Annotated in this window: 15 protein-coding genes; 13 read left to right on the plus strand and 2 right to left on the minus strand. The window is 73.0% G+C overall.

Annotated elements, in window-relative coordinates; translation table 11 throughout:
• Positions 1 to 185 precede the first annotated feature (185 nt).
• A complete protein-coding gene (locus JHAT_RS14120) occupies positions 186 to 1397 on the minus strand; it encodes an MFS transporter (RefSeq protein ID WP_077798508.1) in 1212 nt (403 codons plus the stop codon).
• Between the two features lie 141 nt (positions 1398 to 1538).
• Between JHAT_RS14120 and JHAT_RS14125 the strand changes: the two genes are divergently transcribed.
• From JHAT_RS14125 to JHAT_RS14185, 13 genes are all read left to right on the plus strand, one after another.
• Positions 1539 to 2144 (plus strand): TIGR03086 family metal-binding protein, encoded by a 606-nt coding sequence (locus JHAT_RS14125; protein WP_077798509.1) that lies wholly within the window; start codon positions 1539 to 1541, stop codon positions 2142 to 2144.
• Positions 2145 to 2305: 161 nt separating this feature from the next.
• Complete coding sequence (locus JHAT_RS14130; RefSeq protein ID WP_077798510.1) at positions 2306 to 2974, plus strand: GntR family transcriptional regulator; 669 nt, start codon at positions 2306 to 2308, stop codon at positions 2972 to 2974.
• Positions 2971 to 3879, plus strand: coding sequence for a dihydrodipicolinate synthase family protein (locus tag JHAT_RS14135; RefSeq protein WP_077798511.1), 909 nt, complete (start codon positions 2971 to 2973; stop codon positions 3877 to 3879). The genes JHAT_RS14130 and JHAT_RS14135 overlap by 4 nt, the downstream gene beginning before the upstream one ends.
• Positions 3876 to 5606: an L-arabinonate dehydratase gene (gene araD, locus JHAT_RS14140; protein WP_077798512.1), complete on the plus strand. Its 1731-nt coding sequence runs from the start codon at positions 3876 to 3878 to the stop codon at positions 5604 to 5606. Before JHAT_RS14135 ends, araD begins: the two co-directional genes overlap by 4 nt.
• Before the next feature lie 145 nt (positions 5607 to 5751).
• Positions 5752 to 6687 carry a carbohydrate ABC transporter permease gene (locus JHAT_RS14145; RefSeq protein ID WP_077798513.1) on the plus strand — a complete coding sequence of 312 codons (936 nt, stop codon included), beginning with the start codon at positions 5752 to 5754 and terminating at the stop codon, positions 6685 to 6687.
• Positions 6684 to 7580, plus strand: a complete 897-nt coding sequence (locus JHAT_RS14150) for a carbohydrate ABC transporter permease (protein ID WP_077798514.1) — start codon at positions 6684 to 6686, stop codon at positions 7578 to 7580. The genes JHAT_RS14145 and JHAT_RS14150 overlap by 4 nt, the downstream gene beginning before the upstream one ends.
• A 145-nt stretch (positions 7581 to 7725) precedes the next feature.
• Positions 7726 to 8886, plus strand: coding sequence for a Gfo/Idh/MocA family protein (locus JHAT_RS14155; RefSeq protein WP_077798515.1), 1161 nt, complete (start codon positions 7726 to 7728; stop codon positions 8884 to 8886).
• Positions 8883 to 9728 (plus strand): PmoA family protein, encoded by an 846-nt coding sequence (locus JHAT_RS14160; protein ID WP_077798516.1) that lies wholly within the window; start codon positions 8883 to 8885, stop codon positions 9726 to 9728. Before JHAT_RS14155 ends, JHAT_RS14160 begins: the two co-directional genes overlap by 4 nt.
• The gene (locus tag JHAT_RS14165; RefSeq protein ID WP_077798517.1) at positions 9725 to 11278 is read left to right on the plus strand and encodes a glycoside hydrolase 43 family protein; all 1554 of its coding nucleotides are present in this window, start codon (positions 9725 to 9727) and stop codon (positions 11276 to 11278) included. The genes JHAT_RS14160 and JHAT_RS14165 overlap by 4 nt, the downstream gene beginning before the upstream one ends.
• Positions 11279 to 11491: 213 nt before the next feature.
• Positions 11492 to 12856 (plus strand): sugar ABC transporter substrate-binding protein, encoded by a 1365-nt coding sequence (locus JHAT_RS14170; RefSeq protein ID WP_077798518.1) that lies wholly within the window; start codon positions 11492 to 11494, stop codon positions 12854 to 12856.
• 150 nt (positions 12857 to 13006) lie between these two features.
• Positions 13007 to 13807 (plus strand): rhamnogalacturonan acetylesterase, encoded by an 801-nt coding sequence (locus JHAT_RS14175; protein WP_077798519.1) that lies wholly within the window; start codon positions 13007 to 13009, stop codon positions 13805 to 13807.
• A gap of 30 nt (positions 13808 to 13837) precedes the next feature.
• Positions 13838 to 15169, plus strand: coding sequence for a polysaccharide lyase family 1 protein (locus tag JHAT_RS14180; RefSeq protein WP_077798520.1), 1332 nt, complete (start codon positions 13838 to 13840; stop codon positions 15167 to 15169).
• Positions 15170 to 15248: 79 nt separating this feature from the next.
• Positions 15249 to 16370 carry a pectinesterase family protein gene (locus tag JHAT_RS14185; RefSeq protein WP_077798521.1) on the plus strand — a complete coding sequence of 374 codons (1122 nt, stop codon included), beginning with the start codon at positions 15249 to 15251 and terminating at the stop codon, positions 16368 to 16370.
• Between the two features lie 205 nt (positions 16371 to 16575).
• Here JHAT_RS14185 and JHAT_RS14190 read toward each other — a convergent pair whose 3' ends face one another.
• Positions 16576 to 17409: a pectate lyase gene (locus JHAT_RS14190; RefSeq protein ID WP_077798522.1), complete on the minus strand. Its 834-nt coding sequence runs from the start codon at positions 17407 to 17409 to the stop codon at positions 16576 to 16578.
• Between the last annotated feature and the right edge of the window lie 41 nt (positions 17410 to 17450).

Consider the following 17450-nt stretch of genomic DNA (forward strand, 5'->3'; position numbering starts at 1 on the left):
GGGAGGCCCGGGGCGCGGGAGGCCCGGGGCACGTGAGGTCCGGGGCGCGCCACCGTGCCGAGCGCCGCGTGCGCGGGGCCGCGGACGCCCGGCCGCAGGCCCGGGAGGTCGGCACGGGCCCCGCGAGGGGCGAGGCCGGCGCGGCGTGGCCGTAGCGCACCGCGGACGGACGGGCGGCCGGAAGGTCACGGCGAGCGCAACGCCGTCGCCGTCCCCAGCAGCACCGCGCCCACGACCGGCAGCAGCAGCCGCAGGTCGGCGAGGTCCACCAGGGCCGCACCCACGGCCAGCCCGAGCACGTTCGGGGCGAGGACCAGGGAGCCGGCCGTCGCGGTCACCCCGCCCAGCAGCGCGTCCGGCGTCTCGCGCTGGACGGCGGTCAGGGCGGCGATCAGCACCGCCGGCAGCCCCGCGCCGATCGCCGCGCCGGAGGCCAGGACCACGGCGTCGTACGGTGCCGCCCGCACCGTCACCGCCACCGCGAACAGGGCGAGACCCGCGGCGGCGAAGCGCCGTCCGCCCAGGCGCCGCACGGCCGGCCCGGCGAGCACCCCCACCGCCACCGACCCGGCGCCCTGGACGGCGTACAGCGCGCCGGCGTACGCGGGGGAGTGCCCGAGGGCGTCGACGACGGCGTAGGTCGTGGCGCCGTTGACGCCCGCGCACAGCATCGTGACGCCGCCCGCGAGGACGAGCGGGCGCAGGCGGGGGTGCCCCCACAGGTGCCGGGCGCCCTCGGCCGTGTGCCGCCACCAGGTCGCCGCGGGGCGCCGCGGTGGCGTCTCCCGTACCCGCAGGGCGGCGTACACGCCGGTGGCCACCACGAACGTCGCCGCGTCCAGCAGCGCCACGCCCGGTCCGCCGTACGCCGCGTACAGACCCGCCCCGGCCGGCGGTGCCACCAGTTTCACGCCCTCGCCGGCGGTCGTGCGCAGGCCGTTGAAATCGCCGAGGAGTCCCGGGTCGACGGCGGCGGTCACCAGCGCCGACTCGGCCGCGTCCTGGACGACGCCCGCGGCGCCGTACACGAGGAGCACCGCGAAGAGCAGCCACAGCGCGTCCGGCGAGTCCACGGCGAAGAGGGTGGGCAGCAGGCAGGCCGGCAGCAGGCCGGTGGCGATCAGCAGCGGCCTGCGGCGGACGCGGTCCGCCAGGGTGCCCAGCACCGGACCCAGGAGCGTCGGCGCCCACATCGCGAGCATGGACAGCGCCGCGAGCCCGTCCGAGCCGGTGAGGTCCTTCACCCACACGCCGGCCGCCAGCCACAGCGCCGAGGTGCCGAAGCCGGACACCACCACCCCGGCGAGAAACAGACCCGCGTTGCGGTCGCGCAGGACGCGGATCAGGGGCCGGTGTCCGTGCGGTCCTGCGGATTTCTTCGTTCCTTCCTTCGTCATACCTGGTCAGCGTGGCCCTAAGGCCGGGGTGCGGGCATCGGGCAGGTGCCTTATCCATCGTCCCGGCGACCGATGAGTTTCGCCGGTGCGACGAGTCCACCTTCCGAGAGAGCCGGCCCCGCACATCCCCAGGAGCAGTAGATGACCACCGACACCACCACCCTCGACCTGGGACCGCAGACACGGATCCTCGCCCGCCTCGCCGACGGCGTGCGCGACGACCGGCTCGCGGACCCGACGCCCTGCCCCGACCTGGCGGTGCGCAACCTGCTGGGCCACCTGACCGGTCTCGCCGTCGCCTTCCGCGACGCCGCGCGCAAGGACCGGGGGCCCGCCACGGACACCAGCCCGGAGGCGCGCGTGCCGGACATCGGGCCCGGCTGGCGCGAGGAGCTCGCCACCGTGCTCGGGGAACTCGCCGAAGCGTGGCGCGACCCCGGGGCGTGGACCGGCATGACCCGGGCCGGCGGCATCGACCTGTCCGGCGAGACCGCCGGCGCCGTCGTCGCCGACGAACTGGTGATCCACGGCTGGGACCTGGCCCGCGCGACCGGCCAGGAGTACACCCCCGACCCCGCGGCCCTGCGGGCGGCCCACGGCCTGCTCGCCGCCGCCGCGGACCGGTCCGACCGGGACCGGGGCATGTTCGGGCCGGTCGTCGCCCTCCCCGCCGACGCACCGCTGCTGGACCGGACGGTGGGCCTGAGCGGACGCGACCCGCGCTGGACACCGCCCGCCGAGGAGTGACGGCAGAACCTCGACTTCCTTTGTCAGAAGCATTGACGCAGCCCCGCGCCGCTCTTACCTTCAACGCGTCGTACTCCGTACGTCATATATGAGACGCGATACGCGAGATCAGATATCCGAGATCTGTTCGCGCGGTCGACGCGAGATTCCGAGAGGCGCGCATGACCTCTGTGCCCACGCCGATCCCCTCCCGCACGCAGTACGTGCTGGAGGAGATCAAACGCCGCATCCTCACCGGACGCCTGACACCCGGTCAGGCCCTGGTCGAGACCGACCTCGCCGCGCAGTTCGGGGTGTCCAAGACACCGGTGCGCGAGGCGCTCAAGACCCTGGCCGGCACCGGACTGGTCGTGATGAGCCAGTACAAGGGCGCCACCGTGCGCATGGTGGACGCGGACATGGCGCGCGAGGTCTACGACGTGCGGCTGCTCCTGGAGCCGGAGGCCCTCAGGCGCGCGGTCCGCCGCGGCGCCTCCCTGGAAGCGGCCCGCGACGCGCTGTCCCGGGCCGACCAGGCCACGGACACGGCCGAACGGTCGCTCGCCAACCGCGAGTTCCACCGCGCCCTGTACGTACCGTGCGGCAACCCGCTGCTCGGCCGGATGCTCGACGAGGTGCGCGACCAGGCGGCCCTCGTCTCGGCCGTCGCCTGGGCCGCCGAACCCTCCTGGGAACGGGAGGCCGGCGAGCACCAGGAGATCCTGCGCCTCGCCCTCGCGGGCGACGCGGACGGCGCGGCACGCGCCCTCCACGCCCATATCGCGTCGTTCGTCGAACGGGCCTTCCCGCACACGGGAGCCGAGGCCCAGGAAGAGGTCGGTCAGGCATGACAACGACGTTCGAGACCCAGCGGGCGGCCCTGGCCGACGTGGTGGCGATCCCGGTGACCCCGTTCGCCGAGGACGGCTCCGTCGACCCGGCCGGCTACCGGGCCCTGCTGCGTCGTCTCCTCGACGCCGGCATCACGACCCTCACCCCCAACGGCAACACCGGCGAGTTCTACGCCCTCACCCCGGCCGAGCGCCGCCTCGTCACCGAGCTGACCGTCGAGGAGGCCGGCGACGGGGCCGCCGTCCTGGTCGGCGTCGGACACGACGTGCCGACCGCGGTGGCCTCCGCGCGGCACGCCCGCGAGGCGGGCGCCCGGATGGTGATGGTCCACCAGCCCGTCCACCCCTACGTCTCCCAGGCCGGCTGGGTCGACTACCACCGCGCGATCGCCGAGGCCGTGCCCGACCTGGGCGTCGTGCCCTACCTGCGCAACCCCCAGCTCCCCGGCTCCCGCCTGGCCGAACTGGCCGACCACTGCCCCAACGTCCTCGGCGTGAAGTACGCCGTCCCGGACGCGGCCCGGTTCGCCGCCTTCGCCCGCGACGCCGGCCTCGAACGCTTCGTGTGGGTGGCGGGGCTCGCCGAGCCGTACGCCCCCTCCTACTTCTCCGCCGGCGCCACCGGCTTCACCTCGGGCCTGGTGAACGTCGCGCCCGCCGTCTCGCTGAACATGATCGAAGCGCTGCGATCGGGTGACTACCCGGCCGCCATGAAGGTCTGGGAGCAGATCCGCCGCTTCGAGGAACTGCGCGCCGCCAACGGCTCCGCCAACAACGTCACCGTCGTCAAGGAGGCCCTCGCCTCCCTCGGACTGTGCCGCCGCGAGGTCCGCCCGCCCAGCAAGCCGCTGCCGGAGGACGAGCGCGCCGAGGTCGCCGCCATCGCCGCGGGGTGGGCGATATGAAGCCCCGGAAGTCCCCCGAACAGCTCCGCAGCCACCAGTGGTACGGCACCGACGGCCTGCGCTCCTTCAGCCACCGCGCCCGCACCCGCCAGCTCGGCTACCTGCCCGAGGAGCACCTCGGCAAGCCGGTCATCGCGATCCTCAACACCTGGTCCGACATCAACCCCTGCCACGTCCACCTCCGCGACCGCGCCCAGGCCGTGAAGCGGGGCGTGTGGCAGGCGGGCGGCTTCCCGCTGGAGTTCCCGGTCTCCACGCTCAGCGAGACCTTCCAGAAGCCGACCCCGATGCTCTACCGCAACCTGCTCGCGATGGAGACCGAGGAGCTGCTGCGCTCCTACCCGGTCGACGGTGCCGTCCTGATGGGCGGCTGCGACAAGTCCACGCCCGCCCTGCTCATGGGCGCCGCCAGCGTCGACCTGCCGGCCGTGTTCGTGCCCGCCGGTCCCATGCTCCCCGGGCACTGGCGCGGCGAGACCCTCGGTTCCGGCACCGACATGTGGAAGTACTGGGACGACAAGCGGGCCGGCCTCATCGGCGACTGCGAGATGCAGGAACTGGAGAGCGGCCTGGCCCGCTCGCCCGGCCACTGCATGACCATGGGCACCGCCTCCACGCTCACCGCCGCCGCCGAGGCCCTCGGCGTCACCGTCCCGGGCGCCTCCAGCATCCCGGCCGTCGACTCCGGGCACGACCGGATGGCCGCCGCGGCCGGACTGCGCATCGTCGAACTGGTCCACAGGGACCGGAAGCTGAGCGACATCCTCACGGCCGACGCCTTCGAGGACGCCGTCACCACGGTCCTGGGCCTCGGCGGCTCCACCAACGCCGTGATCCACCTGATCGCCATGGCGGGCCGAGCCGGCGTCAAGCTGACCCTCGACGACTTCGACCGCATCGCCCGCACCGTCCCGGTGCTCGCCAACGTCCGCCCCGGCGGACAGACGTACCTGATGGAGGACTTCCACTTCGCGGGCGGCCTGCCCGGGTTCCTGTCCCGGATCCCGGACCTGCTCCACCTGGACCGCCCCACCGTCTCCCACGACACCCTGCGCGAGCAGATCGCCGGCGCCCAGGTGCACGACGACGACGTCATCCGGCCCCGCGACAACCCGGTCGCGAGCGAGGGCGGGGTCGCCGTCCTGCGCGGCAACCTCTGCCCGGACGGCGCCGTCATCAAGCACATCGCCGCCGAACCGCACCTGCTCAGGCACACCGGTCCCGCGGTCGTCTTCGACGACTACAGGACCATGCAGCGCACCATCAACGACCCCTCCCTGAACATCACCGCCGACAGCGTGCTGGTGCTGCGGGGCGCCGGGCCCAAGGGCGGACCGGGCATGCCCGAGTACGGCATGCTGCCCATCCCCGACCACCTGCTCAAGCAGGGCGTGCGCGACATGGTGCGGATCTCCGACGCCCGGATGAGCGGCACGAGCTACGGCGCGTGCGTCCTGCACGTGGCGCCCGAGTCGTACGTCGGCGGACCGCTCGCGCTGGTGCGCACCGGCGACACGATCGTCCTCGACGTCGAGGCGCGCACCCTCCGCCTGGACGTGGACGACGAGGAGCTGGAGCGCCGCAGGGCCGCGTGGACGCCACCGCCCGCCCGCTACGAACGCGGCTACGGCGCCCTCTACAACGAACAGATCACCCAGGCCGACACCGGCTGCGACTTCGAGTTCCTGGCCCGCCCGGGCACGGTGCAGGACCCCTACGCCGGCTGACCCCGCGGCAGCGGGACACCGCACACCCACGCACCTGGAGAAAGCGCTTCCTGCACCGCCGCACCGCCGCACCGCCGCACCGCCGCGCCGCAGGCGCCCCGTACGCGCACCACCCACGCACGACGTACCAGAACGGAGAACTGTCATGGCCCAAGCCGCAGCCGTGGCGAAACCGCCCGCGCCACCGAGGCGGCGCCGTGCCTCCGCCACGCCGCGCAGGCTCCCGTACCTGCTGATCGGTCCGGCGGCCCTGCTGATGCTGGGCTTCATCGCCTACCCGGTCGTCAGCGTCTTCTACTACAGCCTGCAGGACTACAACCCCACCAAGCCCTGGCGCAACGGCTTCGCGGGCCTCGACAACTTCGTCAGGATCTTCACCGACGACCCCCAGTTCTGGGACACCCTCGTCTTCAGCGCCAAGTGGGTCTTCGTCGAGGTCGGGCTCCAACTGCTCTTCGGCCTGGCGCTGGCACTCATCGTCAACCAGACCTTCGTGGGCCGGGGGATCGGGCGCGCCCTGGTCTTCTCCCCGTGGGCCGTCTCCGGCGTGCTGACCTCCGCGATCTGGGTGCTGCTCTACAACTCCCAGACCGGCATCACCCGTTACCTCGCCGACATGGGCATCGGCTCGTACGGCACCAGCTGGCTGTCGGACACCTCGACCGTGTTCTCCGCCGCGGTGGTCGCCGACCTGTGGCGCGGTGTCCCCTTCTTCGCGATCCTCATCCTCGCCGACCTCCAGTCCGTCTCGAAGGACCTCTACGAGGCCGCCGAGGTCGACGGGGCCGGCCGCGTCAAGCAGTTCTGGCACATCACGCTGCCCCACCTGAAGGACGCCATCGTCCTGTCCACCCTGCTGCGCGCGGTGTGGGAGTTCAACAACGTCGACCTGCTCTACACCCTGACCGGCGGCGGACCCGCGGGCGAGACCACGACCCTGCCCCTCTACATCGCCAACACCAGCGTCGACGCGCACAACTTCGGCTACGCGTCGGCCCTCACCACGGTCGCGTTCGTGATCCTGCTCTTCTGCTCGATCGTCTACCTGCGGCTGAGCAAGTTCGGAGGCGAGAACAAGTGATCACCAAGGAGGCCCCCGCGCCCGCCCCCGCGCCCGTGCGGGCCGGCCACGAACCGCCGCGTCCCGCGAAGAAGCGCCCCGCCTGGGACGAGGTCCCCCGCTGGCAGATCTACCTGCCGCTCGGCGTCTACCTCGTCTTCACCCTGATCCCGTTCTACTGGATCCTGCTCTTCGCGCTCCGCCCGGCCGGCTCGACCTCGCTCGTGCCCTGGCCGATCACCTTCGAGCACTTCGAGAAGGTGTGGACCGACCGCGCCTTCGGCACCTTCTTCCAGAACAGCGTGCTGGTCGGTCTCGCCACCCTGGTCATGACGACGCTCGTCGCCCTGGCCGGCGGCTACGCCCTCGCCCGGTTCGACTTCAAGATCAAGCGGGGCTTCATGCTCGCCCTGCTCTGCTCCCAGTTCGTGCCCGGCGCGCTGCTGCTGGTCCCGCTGTTCGAGATCTTCGCCGAGCTGAAGATGATCAACTCGCTCGGCAGCGTCATCATCGCCGAGACGGTCTTCCAGCTGCCGCTGTCGATGATCCTGATCAGCAACTTCATCAAGAACGTGCCGTACTCCCTGGAGGAGGCCGCCTGGGTCGACGGCTGCGGACGGTTCCGGGCCTTCCGGATCGTCGTGCTGCCGCTGCTGCGCCCCGGCCTGATCGCCGTCGGCTCCTTCGCCTTCGTGCACTCCTGGAACCACTTCCTGTTCGCCCTGATGTTCCTCAACGACCAGGGCAAGCAGACCGTCCCGGTCGGCCTCAACACCCTGATGAGCGCGGACAGCGTCGACCTCGGCGCACTCGCCGCCGGCGGCATCATCGCCGCCGTGCCCGTCGTGATCGTCTTCGCCTTCATCCAGAAGTGGCTGATCACCGGCTTCAGCGCGGGGGCGGTGAAGGGTTGAGACTGCGACACACGGCCGCCGCCGGACTCCCGGCCCCACTCCGCGTCCCCGCCCGCACCGACGGCGCACGGGACGTCGGCCACGACCCCCTCGCCCCGGACGACGACCGGGCGGCGGCGCGGGACGCGGGCGCGGGGAGGCCGCGATGAACGCTCCGCTGCCCGTCGTCCTCGCCGGTGCCCGCGGCCACGGCCGCTGGCACGTCGCCAACATCCGCCGCCTGGAGCGGGCGGGCCTGGTCCGCCTGGCCGGCATCTGCGAGCTGTCCCCGCTGACCGAGGAGGAGGCCGGCGGGGAACTCCCCGAGCAGTCCGCCGACTTCGGCGCCCTGCTCGACTCCACCGGCGCCCGGATCGCCGTGATCTGCACGCCGATCCCCACCCACACCGACCTCGCCCTGACCGCCGCCCGCCGGGGTGTGCACCTGCTCCTGGAGAAGCCCCCGGCACCGTCGTACGCCGAGTTCCGGCGCATGGCCGACGGGGTCGCCGAGGCCGGCGTCGCCTGCCAGATCGGGTTCCAGTCGCTGGGCTCGCACGCCGTGCCCGCGATCCGCGCGCTGATCGCCGAGGGCGCGATCGGCGAGGTGACGGGCGTCGGCGGAGCCGGGGCCTGGGTGCGCGACGAGGCCTACTTCCGCCGGGCGCCCTGGGCGGGCCGGCGGCGGCTGGACGGCGCCGACGTGATCGACGGCGCGCTGACCAACCCCCTCGCGCACGCCGTCGCCACCGCCCTCGCGCTGGGCGGCACCGCCCGCGCCGAGGACGTCGCCGGCATCGAGACCGAGCTGGGCCACGCCAACGACATCGAGGCCGACGACACCTCCTGCGTACGGATCACCACCGCGCGGGGCCACCGCGTCACCGTCGCCGCGACCCTGTGCGCGGAGCGGGCCGGCGAGCCGTACGTCCTGGTGCACGGCAGCAGCGGCCGGATCACCTTCTGGTACAAGCAGGACCGCGTCCTGCTCCAGCGCGCCGGCCACGGACCCGAGGAGTACGACCACGGCCGCACCGACCTGCTGGAGAACCTGGTCGGCCACCTCACCACCGGCGCCGCGCTGCTGGTGCCGCCGGACGGGACCGGCGCGTTCATGAAGGTCGTGGAGGCGATCCGCCGGGCCCCCGACCCCGAGCCGCTGCCCGAGGGCGCCTGGCACCGCGTCCCCGGCGAGGACCGCCGCGTGGTCCCCGGCGTCGACGCACTCGTGGCCGCCGCCGCCGACACCCTCTCCCTGTACTCCGAACTGGGCGCCCCGTGGGCGCCGCGCACGGAGCACCCCCTGAAAGAGGTGAGCACCCGATGACCGGCACCGACTCCCCGGTGCTGCGCGTGGCGGGCCGCCCCGTCGGCCGGTACGTCGTCCGGCCCGAACTGCCCGCCCGCCTCTCCCCGCGCCCCCACCTGCACCCCGTCACCACCCTGGCCGGCACCGTGGTCACCGAGTTCAACCCCGCCGACCACCTCCATCACCTCGGCGTCGGTGTCGCCGTTCCCGACGTCGAGGGCCACAACTTCTGGGGCGGACGCACCTACGTCCGCGACCGGGGGCCGACCGAACTCGACAACCACGGCGCCCAGCGGCACATCGCCTTCCAGCTCCGCGACCCCGACGGCTTCGTCGAGGAGCTGCGCTGGGTCGCCGCCGGCACCGAGCTGCTGCGCGAACGCCGCACCGTCGCCGCCACCGGACTCACGGACGCCGCCTGGGCGCTGGACTTCACCTTCTCCCTCACCAACGTCACCGCGGACCCCCTCACCATCGGCAGCCCCGCCACCAACGGGCGCCCCGGCGCGGCCTACGGCGGCTTCTTCTGGCGGGCCCGCAAGGGGAGCACGGCCCCGCACGTCTTCACCGCCGACCGCGAGGGCGAGAAGGACGTCCACGGCCGCCCCGCCGACTGGCTCGCCCTCACCGGCGACACCTGGACGCTGGTGTTCGCCGGAGCCACCGACCGGACCCGGCGCGACCCGTGGTTCGTGCGCACGGAGGAGTACCCGGGCGTCGGATCCTCCCTGGCCCACGAGGAACGGCTGGCGGTCGCCCCCGGCGACACCCTCGTCCGCCGGATCGTCACCGTCGTCGCCGACGGCCGCCTCGACGCCGGCGCCGCGGCGACCCTCGTACGGAAGGCGGTGAGCCCGTGACCCCCGAGACCTCCGTGACCCCCAGGGCCTTTGGGACCCCCGAGACCGCGGACACGTACACCAACCCCGTCCTGAACGCCGACTGGTCCGACCCGGACGTCGTCCGCGCCGGCGACGACTTCTACCTGACCGCCTCCAGCTTCGGCCGCGCCCCCGGCCTGCCGCTGCTGCACTCCCGGGACCTGGTCAACTGGACCCTGGTCGGCCACGCCCTGGACCGCCTGGAACCGGCGGACGTCTTCGCCCGGCCCCGGCACGACTGCGGCGTCTGGGCCCCGTCCCTGCGCCACCACGCCGACCGCTTCTGGATCTTCTGGGGCGACCCCGACCAGGGCGTCTTCCAGGTCAACGCCCCCGAGATCCGGGGCCCGTGGACCGAACCGCACCTGGTCAAGGCCGGCCAGGGCCTGATCGACGCCTGCCCCTTGTGGGACGAGGAGACCGGCGAGGCCTACCTCGTGCACGCCTGGGCCCGCTCGCGCTCCGGCATCAAGAACCGCCTCACCGGCCACCGCATGAGCCCCGACGGCACCGGGCTCCTCGACGAGGGCAAGGTGATCGTCGACGCCGACCGCATCCCCGGATGGTTCACCCTGGAGGGCCCCAAGCTCTACCGGCACGACGGCTGGTTCTGGATCCTGGCGCCCGCCGGGGGAGTGGAGACCGGCTGGCAGGGCGCCTTCCGCTCCCGCGACTTCTTCGGACCGTACGAGGAGAGGGTCGTCCTCGAGCAGAAGGACACCGACGTCAACGGCCCCCACCAGGGCGGCTGGGTGCGCACCGCGGCCGGCGAGGACTGGTTCCTGCACTTCCAGCAGCGCGGCGCGTACGGCAGGGTGGTCCACCTCCAGCCGATGCGGTGGGGGACGGACGGCTGGCCGGTCCTCGGTGACGAGGGCGCCCCGGTCACCGAGCACCCGCGTCCCGCGCTGCCGCCGCAGCCGCCCGCCGCGCCCGCGACCGACGACGACTTCCCCGGCGGGCGGTACGGACGCCAGTGGTCGTGGACGGCCAACCCGGGTGAGGGCTGGGCCGTCCGGCACTCCGGGGACGGACTCAGGCTCGCCTGCGTCCGCACGGCCGACGCGCACGACCTGCGCAAGCTGCCGAACGTCCTCACCCAGCGGCTGCCCGGCCTGCCGTCGGCCGTCGAGGTGGAGCTGCGCCTGGACAGCACGGAGCCGGGTGCCCGCGCCGGTCTCGCGGTGCTCGGCGACGCCTACCGCTGGATCGGGCTCCAGCGGGGCGCGGACGGGGCGGTGCACCTGGTGCACCGGTTCGCCGAGCCGGTGGCGGAGGCCGAGCGGGACGCCGACCACCCCCGCGTCGCACCCGGGGCACGGGTACGGCTGCGGATCGAGACGGCGCCGGGGGCGCGCTGCCGCTTCTCCTGCGACCTCGGCGACGGCTTCCGGCCCACGGGCCAGGTCTTCGCCGCCACGCCGTGGCGCTGGGTCGGCGCCCTGCTCGGCCTGTTCGCGCTCGCGCCCACCGGCCGGGGGGACGCCGGCACCGCCGAGTTCACGCACTTCCGGATCACGCCCCAGTGACAGACCCCATCCGTACGCCTGGTGAGAGCCGCAATGACGCATCCCCGGAGCAAGCGCTTGCCGGGAGCCGGCGGAACCCTCGCCGCCGCCGGTGAAGCGCTCCTCGGGACCGCAGAAGCAGCTCGGCACCCACCGAGCCGCCCGCAGCACCACTGATCGCCCCCCACGTCGTTCAGCACCGCACCGTTGGATCCAGCAGAAGAGAGCCGACCAATGAAGATCAGCATGCGCAGCAACAGAAGCACCGCCGGGCGCCGGACGACCGTCGCCGTCGCCCTGGGGGCCGTGCTCGCGCTGACCGCCACCGCCTGCGGTGACGACGGCAGCGGGGCGGGCGGCGACAAGGGCGCCGAGGGCGACGGCAAGGGGAAGATCGTCTTCTGGGACAACAACGGCGGCATCCGCACGGCCGTGTGGAAGGAGATCATCGCCGACTTCGAGAAGGCGAACCCGGACATCGACGTCGAGTACGTCGGCATCGCCGCCACCGAGTACCAGTCCAAGGTCGACACCGCCATCCAGGGCGGCGGCCTGCCCGACGTCGGCGGCGTCGGCGCGGCGATGCTCGCCGGGTTCTCCGCCCAGAACGCGCTGGAGCCGCTGGACAACCGGCTCACCGGGTCGTCCCTGAACGGCAGGGTCAACAAGGACATGATCGAGTCCCTGCGGGCCGCCGGCGGCGGTGACGGCCGCCTCTACTCGGTGCCGACCTCGGCCAACAACGGCGTCCTCTACTACCGCACCGACCTGTTCGACAAGGCGGGCCTCGAGGCGCCGACGACCTGGGACGCCTTCTACACGGCGGCCGAGAAGCTCACCGACGCGGGCAGGAACGAGTTCGGCTACACCATCCGCGGCGGCTCGGGCTCCATCGCCCAGGCCCTCGACGCGATGTACGGGCAGTCCGGCATCACCTCGTTCTGGGACGCCGAGAAGAAGAAGACCACCCTCAACGACCCGAAGAACGTCGAGGCGCTGGAGAAGTACGCGAGCCTCTACAAGAAGGTCACGCCGGCCGCCGACGTCAACAACGACTTCGCCAAGATGGTCGCCCAGTGGGACTCGGGCACGATCGGCATGCTCAACCATAATCTGGGCTCCTACCAGGACCACGTGAAGGCGCTCGGCGCCGACAAGTTCCGCGGCATCCCGCAGCCGGTCGGCGCCTCCGGCAAGCGCGTCCAGGTGTCCAACCCGGTCGACGGGCTCGGCCTGTTCAAGAGCTCCAAGAACAAGGAGGCCGCCTGGAAGTTCATCGAGTTCGCCACCTCGAAGGAGCAGAACTCGAAGTTCAACGAGTCGGCCGGGCAGGTGCCGTCGAACACGGAGGCCGCGAAGGACGCGTGGATCGGCAAGGCCGAGCCGACGAAGCTGGCCGCCGAGGCGCTGAACGACGGGTCGACGACCATCGTCCAGCTGCCGTACTACCTGCCGGACTGGAACACCATCTCCAAGGCCGACAACGAGCCGAACTTCCAGAAGGTGCTGCTCGGGAAGATGAGCGCGAAGGACTTCCTGGACACGATGGCGGACCAGCTGAACGAGGCGCAGGCCGAGTGGAACGAGCAGACGGGCTGAGAGCCCGGGCCCGGCATCGCCGTGGGACGGCCCGTGGTCCGCGGACCGCCGGCCGTCCCCGGCCCGTCGCACCCGCGCGGTGGAGCCGCACGGTGATGCGGCCCCGCGCCCCCGAGGCGAGTACTCCCCCTTCACGAAAGGTCGACCAGCGTGTCACTCAGCCGAAGGCACGTCACCGCGGCGGTCGTCGCCGCCGTTCCGCTGGCGTTCGCCGGCGCCGGTACCGCACGGGCCGGCGGGCGTCGTTCCCGCACGCTCTTCATCGCCGGCGACTCCACCGCCGCGCAGAAGTACGCCGACGCCGCGCCCGAGACCGGGTGGGGCATGGCGCTGCCGTTCTTCCTCCGCAAGGACCTCCCCGTCGCCAACCACGCCGTGAACGGGCGCAGTTCCAAGAGCTTCGTGGACGAGGGGCGGCTGGAGGCGCTCCTCGACGCCGTCCGGCCCGGCGATCTGCTCCTCGTCCAGTTCGCGCACAACGACGAGAAGCGCGAGGACCCCGCCCGCTACACCGAGCCCTGGACGACCTACCGGGACCACCTGCGCCGGTACGTCGACGGCGCCCGGGCCCGCGGGGCGCGGCCGGTGCTGGCCACACCCGTCGAGCGGCGCCGGTTCGACGCGGACGGCGACGCGGTCCCCAGCCACGGCGCGTACCCGGCGGCGATGCGGGCGCTGGCCGCCGAGGAGGGCGTGGCCCTGCTCGACGTGCAGGCGCTGTCGCTCGCGCTGTGGCAGCGGCTCGGCGTCGAGGAGACCAAGACGTACTTCAACTGGACCGCCACCGAGCAGGACAACACCCACTTCAACCCGCCGGGCGCGATCGAGGTGGCCCGGCTGGTCGCGCGGGAGCTGCTGCGCACCCGGGTGCTGGCGCACCGGGACGTGCGCCGGCTGGACGAGGAGATTCCCGCGTCCTGGATCGGCTGGCCGCAACCGGCCACCGCGTAACCCCCCGTACCGGAGAAGGAGAGCCGCACCATGAGCACACGGATATGGCATGGGCATGCCAGCAAGAGAGCGGCCGCGCTGGTGGGCTGCACCGCCCTCGTGCTGGGTCTGACCGCCGCCACCGCCCAGGCCCGCCCCGGCCACCACCCCCACGACGTCGCCCGGCAGACGCTGCCGGCGAAGGACGGCTGGGCCTCCCAGGGCACCGGCACCACCGGCGGCGCCGCCGCCGACGCCGAGCACGTGTACACGGTCACCACCTGGGCCGAGTTCAAGGCCGCCCTCGCCGCCGGCGGCGACGCGCCGAGGATCATCAAGGTGAAGGGCACCATCGACGCCGTCTCCGAGGGCTGCGACGCCTTCGCCGCCCCCGGCTACGACTTCGACGCCTACCTGGAGAAGTACTCGCCCGAGAACTGGGGCCTGGAGACCGACCTGAGCGCCGAGCCCGACGACAGCCCCGAGGGCCTGCGCCGCGCCTCCGCCGCCCGGCAGGACCGGTCGGTCAAGGCGAACGTCCCCGCCGACACCACCATCATCGGCGTCGGCCGGAACGCCGGGTTCAAGGGCGCCAGCCTGCAGATCAAGGGCGTGGACAACGTCATCGTCCGCAACCTCGCCTTCGAGAGCCCCGTGGACTGCTTCCCGCAGTGGGACCCCACGGACGGGGACAAGGGCAACTGGAACTCCGAGTACGACAGCGCGGTCGTGTACGGCTCCACCCACGTCTGGCTGGACCACAACACCTTCACCGACGGCGAGCACCCCGACAGCGCGGCGCCCACCCACTTCGGCATGCTCTACCAGCAGCACGACGGCCAACTGGACGTCGTCAAGGGCGCCGACTACGTCACCGCCTCCTGGAACGTCTTCACCGAGCACGACAAGACGATCCTCATCGGCAACAGCGACAGCGAGTCCACCGCCGCCGGCGACCGCGGCCACCTCAAGGTGACCTTCCACCACAACCTGTTCAAGAACCTCGTCGAGCGCGCGCCCCGGGTCCGCTTCGGCCAGGTCGACGTCTACAACAACCACTTCGTGGCCTCGGACGACTACGCCTACAGCTTCGGCGTCGGCAAGGAGTCCGCGCTCGTCGCCGAGCACAACGCCTTCACGCTCCCGAAGGGCGTCGGCCCCGCCAAGGTCCTGAAGAAGTGGAACGACGCCCCGGTCACCGCCGCGCACAACCGGGTCAACGGCCGCACGGTCGACCTGATCGCCGTGCACAACGCGGAGATCCCCGCCGAGACCCTGCGCACCGGCGCGGGCTGGACGCCCACCCTGCGCACCGTGGTCCTCCCGGCCGCGGTGGTCCCCCACGTCGTCGACCGCGGCGCGGGCGCCGGCCGCCTGCGCTGACGCCCACCCGAACCGGGCCGGGGCGCCCGCACCGCCCCGGCCCACCCCGGCCCCGCCATCCTCCCGAAGGAGCACGCGCATGCCCCGTCCCGCCCCGTCCCGCAGAGGCTTCCTGCTCGCGACGGCCGCCGCGGGCGCCGCCGTCGGCCTCGCCGCCGGCCCGGCCCCCGCGGCCGGCCGCCCCCGTCCGTTCGGCCGCCACGGCTCACCGTCCGCCCGCCGCACCCCGAAGACCCTGTACGTCGACCCGCACGGCCGCGGCGACTTCACCTCCGTCCGGGCCGCCGTCACCGCCGCCACCGGCAGCGGCTGGACGCTGGTCCTCGCGCCCGGCACCTACCGCGAGACGGTCACCGTCGACGCCACCCGCACCGGCACCACCTGGATCGGCGCCTCCGGGGACCCGCGCGACACCGTCATCGTGTACGACAACGCGGCCGGCACCCCCAAACCGGACGGCTCCGGCACCTACGGCACCAGCGGCTCGGCCACCGTCACCGTGCAGGCCGACGGCTTCACCGCCCACCGGATCACCTTCGCCAACGACTGGCTGCGCGCCGACCACCCCGGCTGGACCGGCACCCAGGCCGTCGCCCTCAAGGCCCAGGGCGACCGCACGGCGTTCCACCACTGCCGCTTCCTCGGCCACCAGGACACCCTCTACGCCGACACCCGCGCCCTCGACCACTTCGCCCGCCAGTACTACGCCCACTGCTATGTCGAGGGCGACGTCGACTTCGTCTTCGGCCGGGCGACGGCCGTGTACGAGCACTGCCACTTCCGCACCCTGGTCCGCACCGACCTCGCCGCCGCCCCCTACGGCTTCGTGTTCGCACCGTCCACGGCGGGCGCCAACCCGCGCGGCTACCTCGTGACCCGGGGCCGCGTCAGCAGCGAGGCCCCCGACGGCTCCTACAAGCTGGCCCGCCCCTGGGTGCCCAGCTCCGACACCACCGCCCGCCCGATGCTCACCGTGCGCGAGACCCACCTCGGCGCGGGCATCGACGAGGCCGCGCCCTACGCCGACATGCGGGACGCGTACCCGTGGCAGGAACAGCGGTTTCGCGAGTACCGCAACACCGGCCCCGGCGCGGCGGTCACCGTCCCCGGGAACCGGCCGCAGCTGACCCGCGCCGAGGCCGCCGCGCACACCAGGGAGGCGTACCTCGGCGACTGGCGCCCGTGGGCCCGCCACCGGTGACCCGCCCGGCTCCCACCGGGCGCTCGAGCACGAGCCGGACGACGGCCCGGTCGACGACGGAACGGCCGGGACGTTCTGGTTCCGGAAGGAGCCGGGAAGGGGAACGCCCCCGCCGGTCGTCACCGGCGGGGGCGTTCGGTGTGCCGGCCGAGTGGGGGCCCGGACGGCACGCACCGGCCCGGGGGGCGGGCCGGCGCGCCGGGGGTCACTCGTACGTGACGTCCGAGGCCGTGAAGTTGCAGACCTTGCCGTACGGGCCGGCCGGCGTGAGCTCCTTGGGCTCCTTGCCGGTGTTGTTGCCCTGGAAGCGGACGCAGGTCTTGATCTTCTTCTTGCCGTCGCCGTGGATGCGGACGTTGCGCAGCGTCGCCGTGTCGCCGTAGTTCTCGTTGATGCCCACGATGGCCTTGCCGGGCGCGGTGACGTCCACCCCGTCGATGACGATCGTGCGCTTGTACTGCTTCTTGCAGTTGCCGCAGGAGCGGACCAGCTTGCCGAAGTTCTCGACCCGGAAGTCGCTGACCACGAGCTTGCCCGCGCCGTTGAACTGGAGCACCTTGTCGTCGGCGTTCCTCGCGCCGCCCCCCTGCACGCTGTACACCGCCGACGACGAGGTGCCCTTGAAGCTGGCGGCGTCCTCGCCGACGTCCAGCCACCACACGTTCTGCAGCGTGCAGGAGCCCTTGCAGTGGACGCCGTCCGCGGCCGGGGTGCCGATGACGACGTTCTTCAGCACGGCGCCGTCCGCCAGCTCGAAGATCGGGCCCTGGTCCTCGTCCTGGCCGGAGGTGCCGAGGGCGCCGGTGCCGTAGAACTTCTTCATCTTGCCGTCGTAGGTGCCGGAGACCGGGATCGTCGACGAGACGGGCTTGCTGCCGGTGTCCGAGGGCCAGGACGACGCGGCGCCGGCCGTGGACAGCATCGTCGTCGTGACGATCGCCGCGCCCGTGACGCCGAAGGCGGCGGCCGATGCGATCACCGCCCGGCGCCTGGTGACCCGGCGGCGGTGGCGGACCCGCTGTGCAGCTCCTGCAGTCATGCTCGTGTCCTTGCGTGGGGAGGGGAACCTTTCGCCCTCCT

This window comes from Streptomyces sp. JHA26, from assembly GCF_002005565.1.
Classification (GTDB): Bacteria; Actinomycetota; Actinomycetes; order Streptomycetales; family Streptomycetaceae; genus Streptomyces.

Bases quoted from the DNA above. Each gene is read 5' to 3' on its own strand.
- JHAT_RS14120 (WP_077798508.1), bottom strand. From the start codon at position 1,397: ATGACGAAGGAAGGAACGAAGAAATCCGCAGGACCGCACGGACACCGG.
- JHAT_RS14125 (WP_077798509.1), top strand. From the start codon at position 1,539: ATGACCACCGACACCACCACCCTCGACCTGGGACCGCAGACACGGATC.
- JHAT_RS14130 (WP_077798510.1), top strand. From the start codon at position 2,306: ATGACCTCTGTGCCCACGCCGATCCCCTCCCGCACGCAGTACGTGCTG.
- JHAT_RS14135 (WP_077798511.1), top strand. From the start codon at position 2,971: ATGACAACGACGTTCGAGACCCAGCGGGCGGCCCTGGCCGACGTGGTG.
- araD (WP_077798512.1), top strand. From the start codon at position 3,876: ATGAAGCCCCGGAAGTCCCCCGAACAGCTCCGCAGCCACCAGTGGTAC.
- JHAT_RS14145 (WP_077798513.1), top strand. From the start codon at position 5,752: ATGGCCCAAGCCGCAGCCGTGGCGAAACCGCCCGCGCCACCGAGGCGG.
- JHAT_RS14155 (WP_077798515.1), top strand. From the start codon at position 7,726: ATGAACGCTCCGCTGCCCGTCGTCCTCGCCGGTGCCCGCGGCCACGGC.
- JHAT_RS14160 (WP_077798516.1), top strand. From the start codon at position 8,883: ATGACCGGCACCGACTCCCCGGTGCTGCGCGTGGCGGGCCGCCCCGTC.
- JHAT_RS14170 (WP_077798518.1), top strand. From the start codon at position 11,492: ATGAAGATCAGCATGCGCAGCAACAGAAGCACCGCCGGGCGCCGGACG.
- JHAT_RS14180 (WP_077798520.1), top strand. From the start codon at position 13,838: ATGAGCACACGGATATGGCATGGGCATGCCAGCAAGAGAGCGGCCGCG.
- JHAT_RS14185 (WP_077798521.1), top strand. From the start codon at position 15,249: ATGCCCCGTCCCGCCCCGTCCCGCAGAGGCTTCCTGCTCGCGACGGCC.
- JHAT_RS14190 (WP_077798522.1), bottom strand. From the start codon at position 17,409: ATGACTGCAGGAGCTGCACAGCGGGTCCGCCACCGCCGCCGGGTCACC.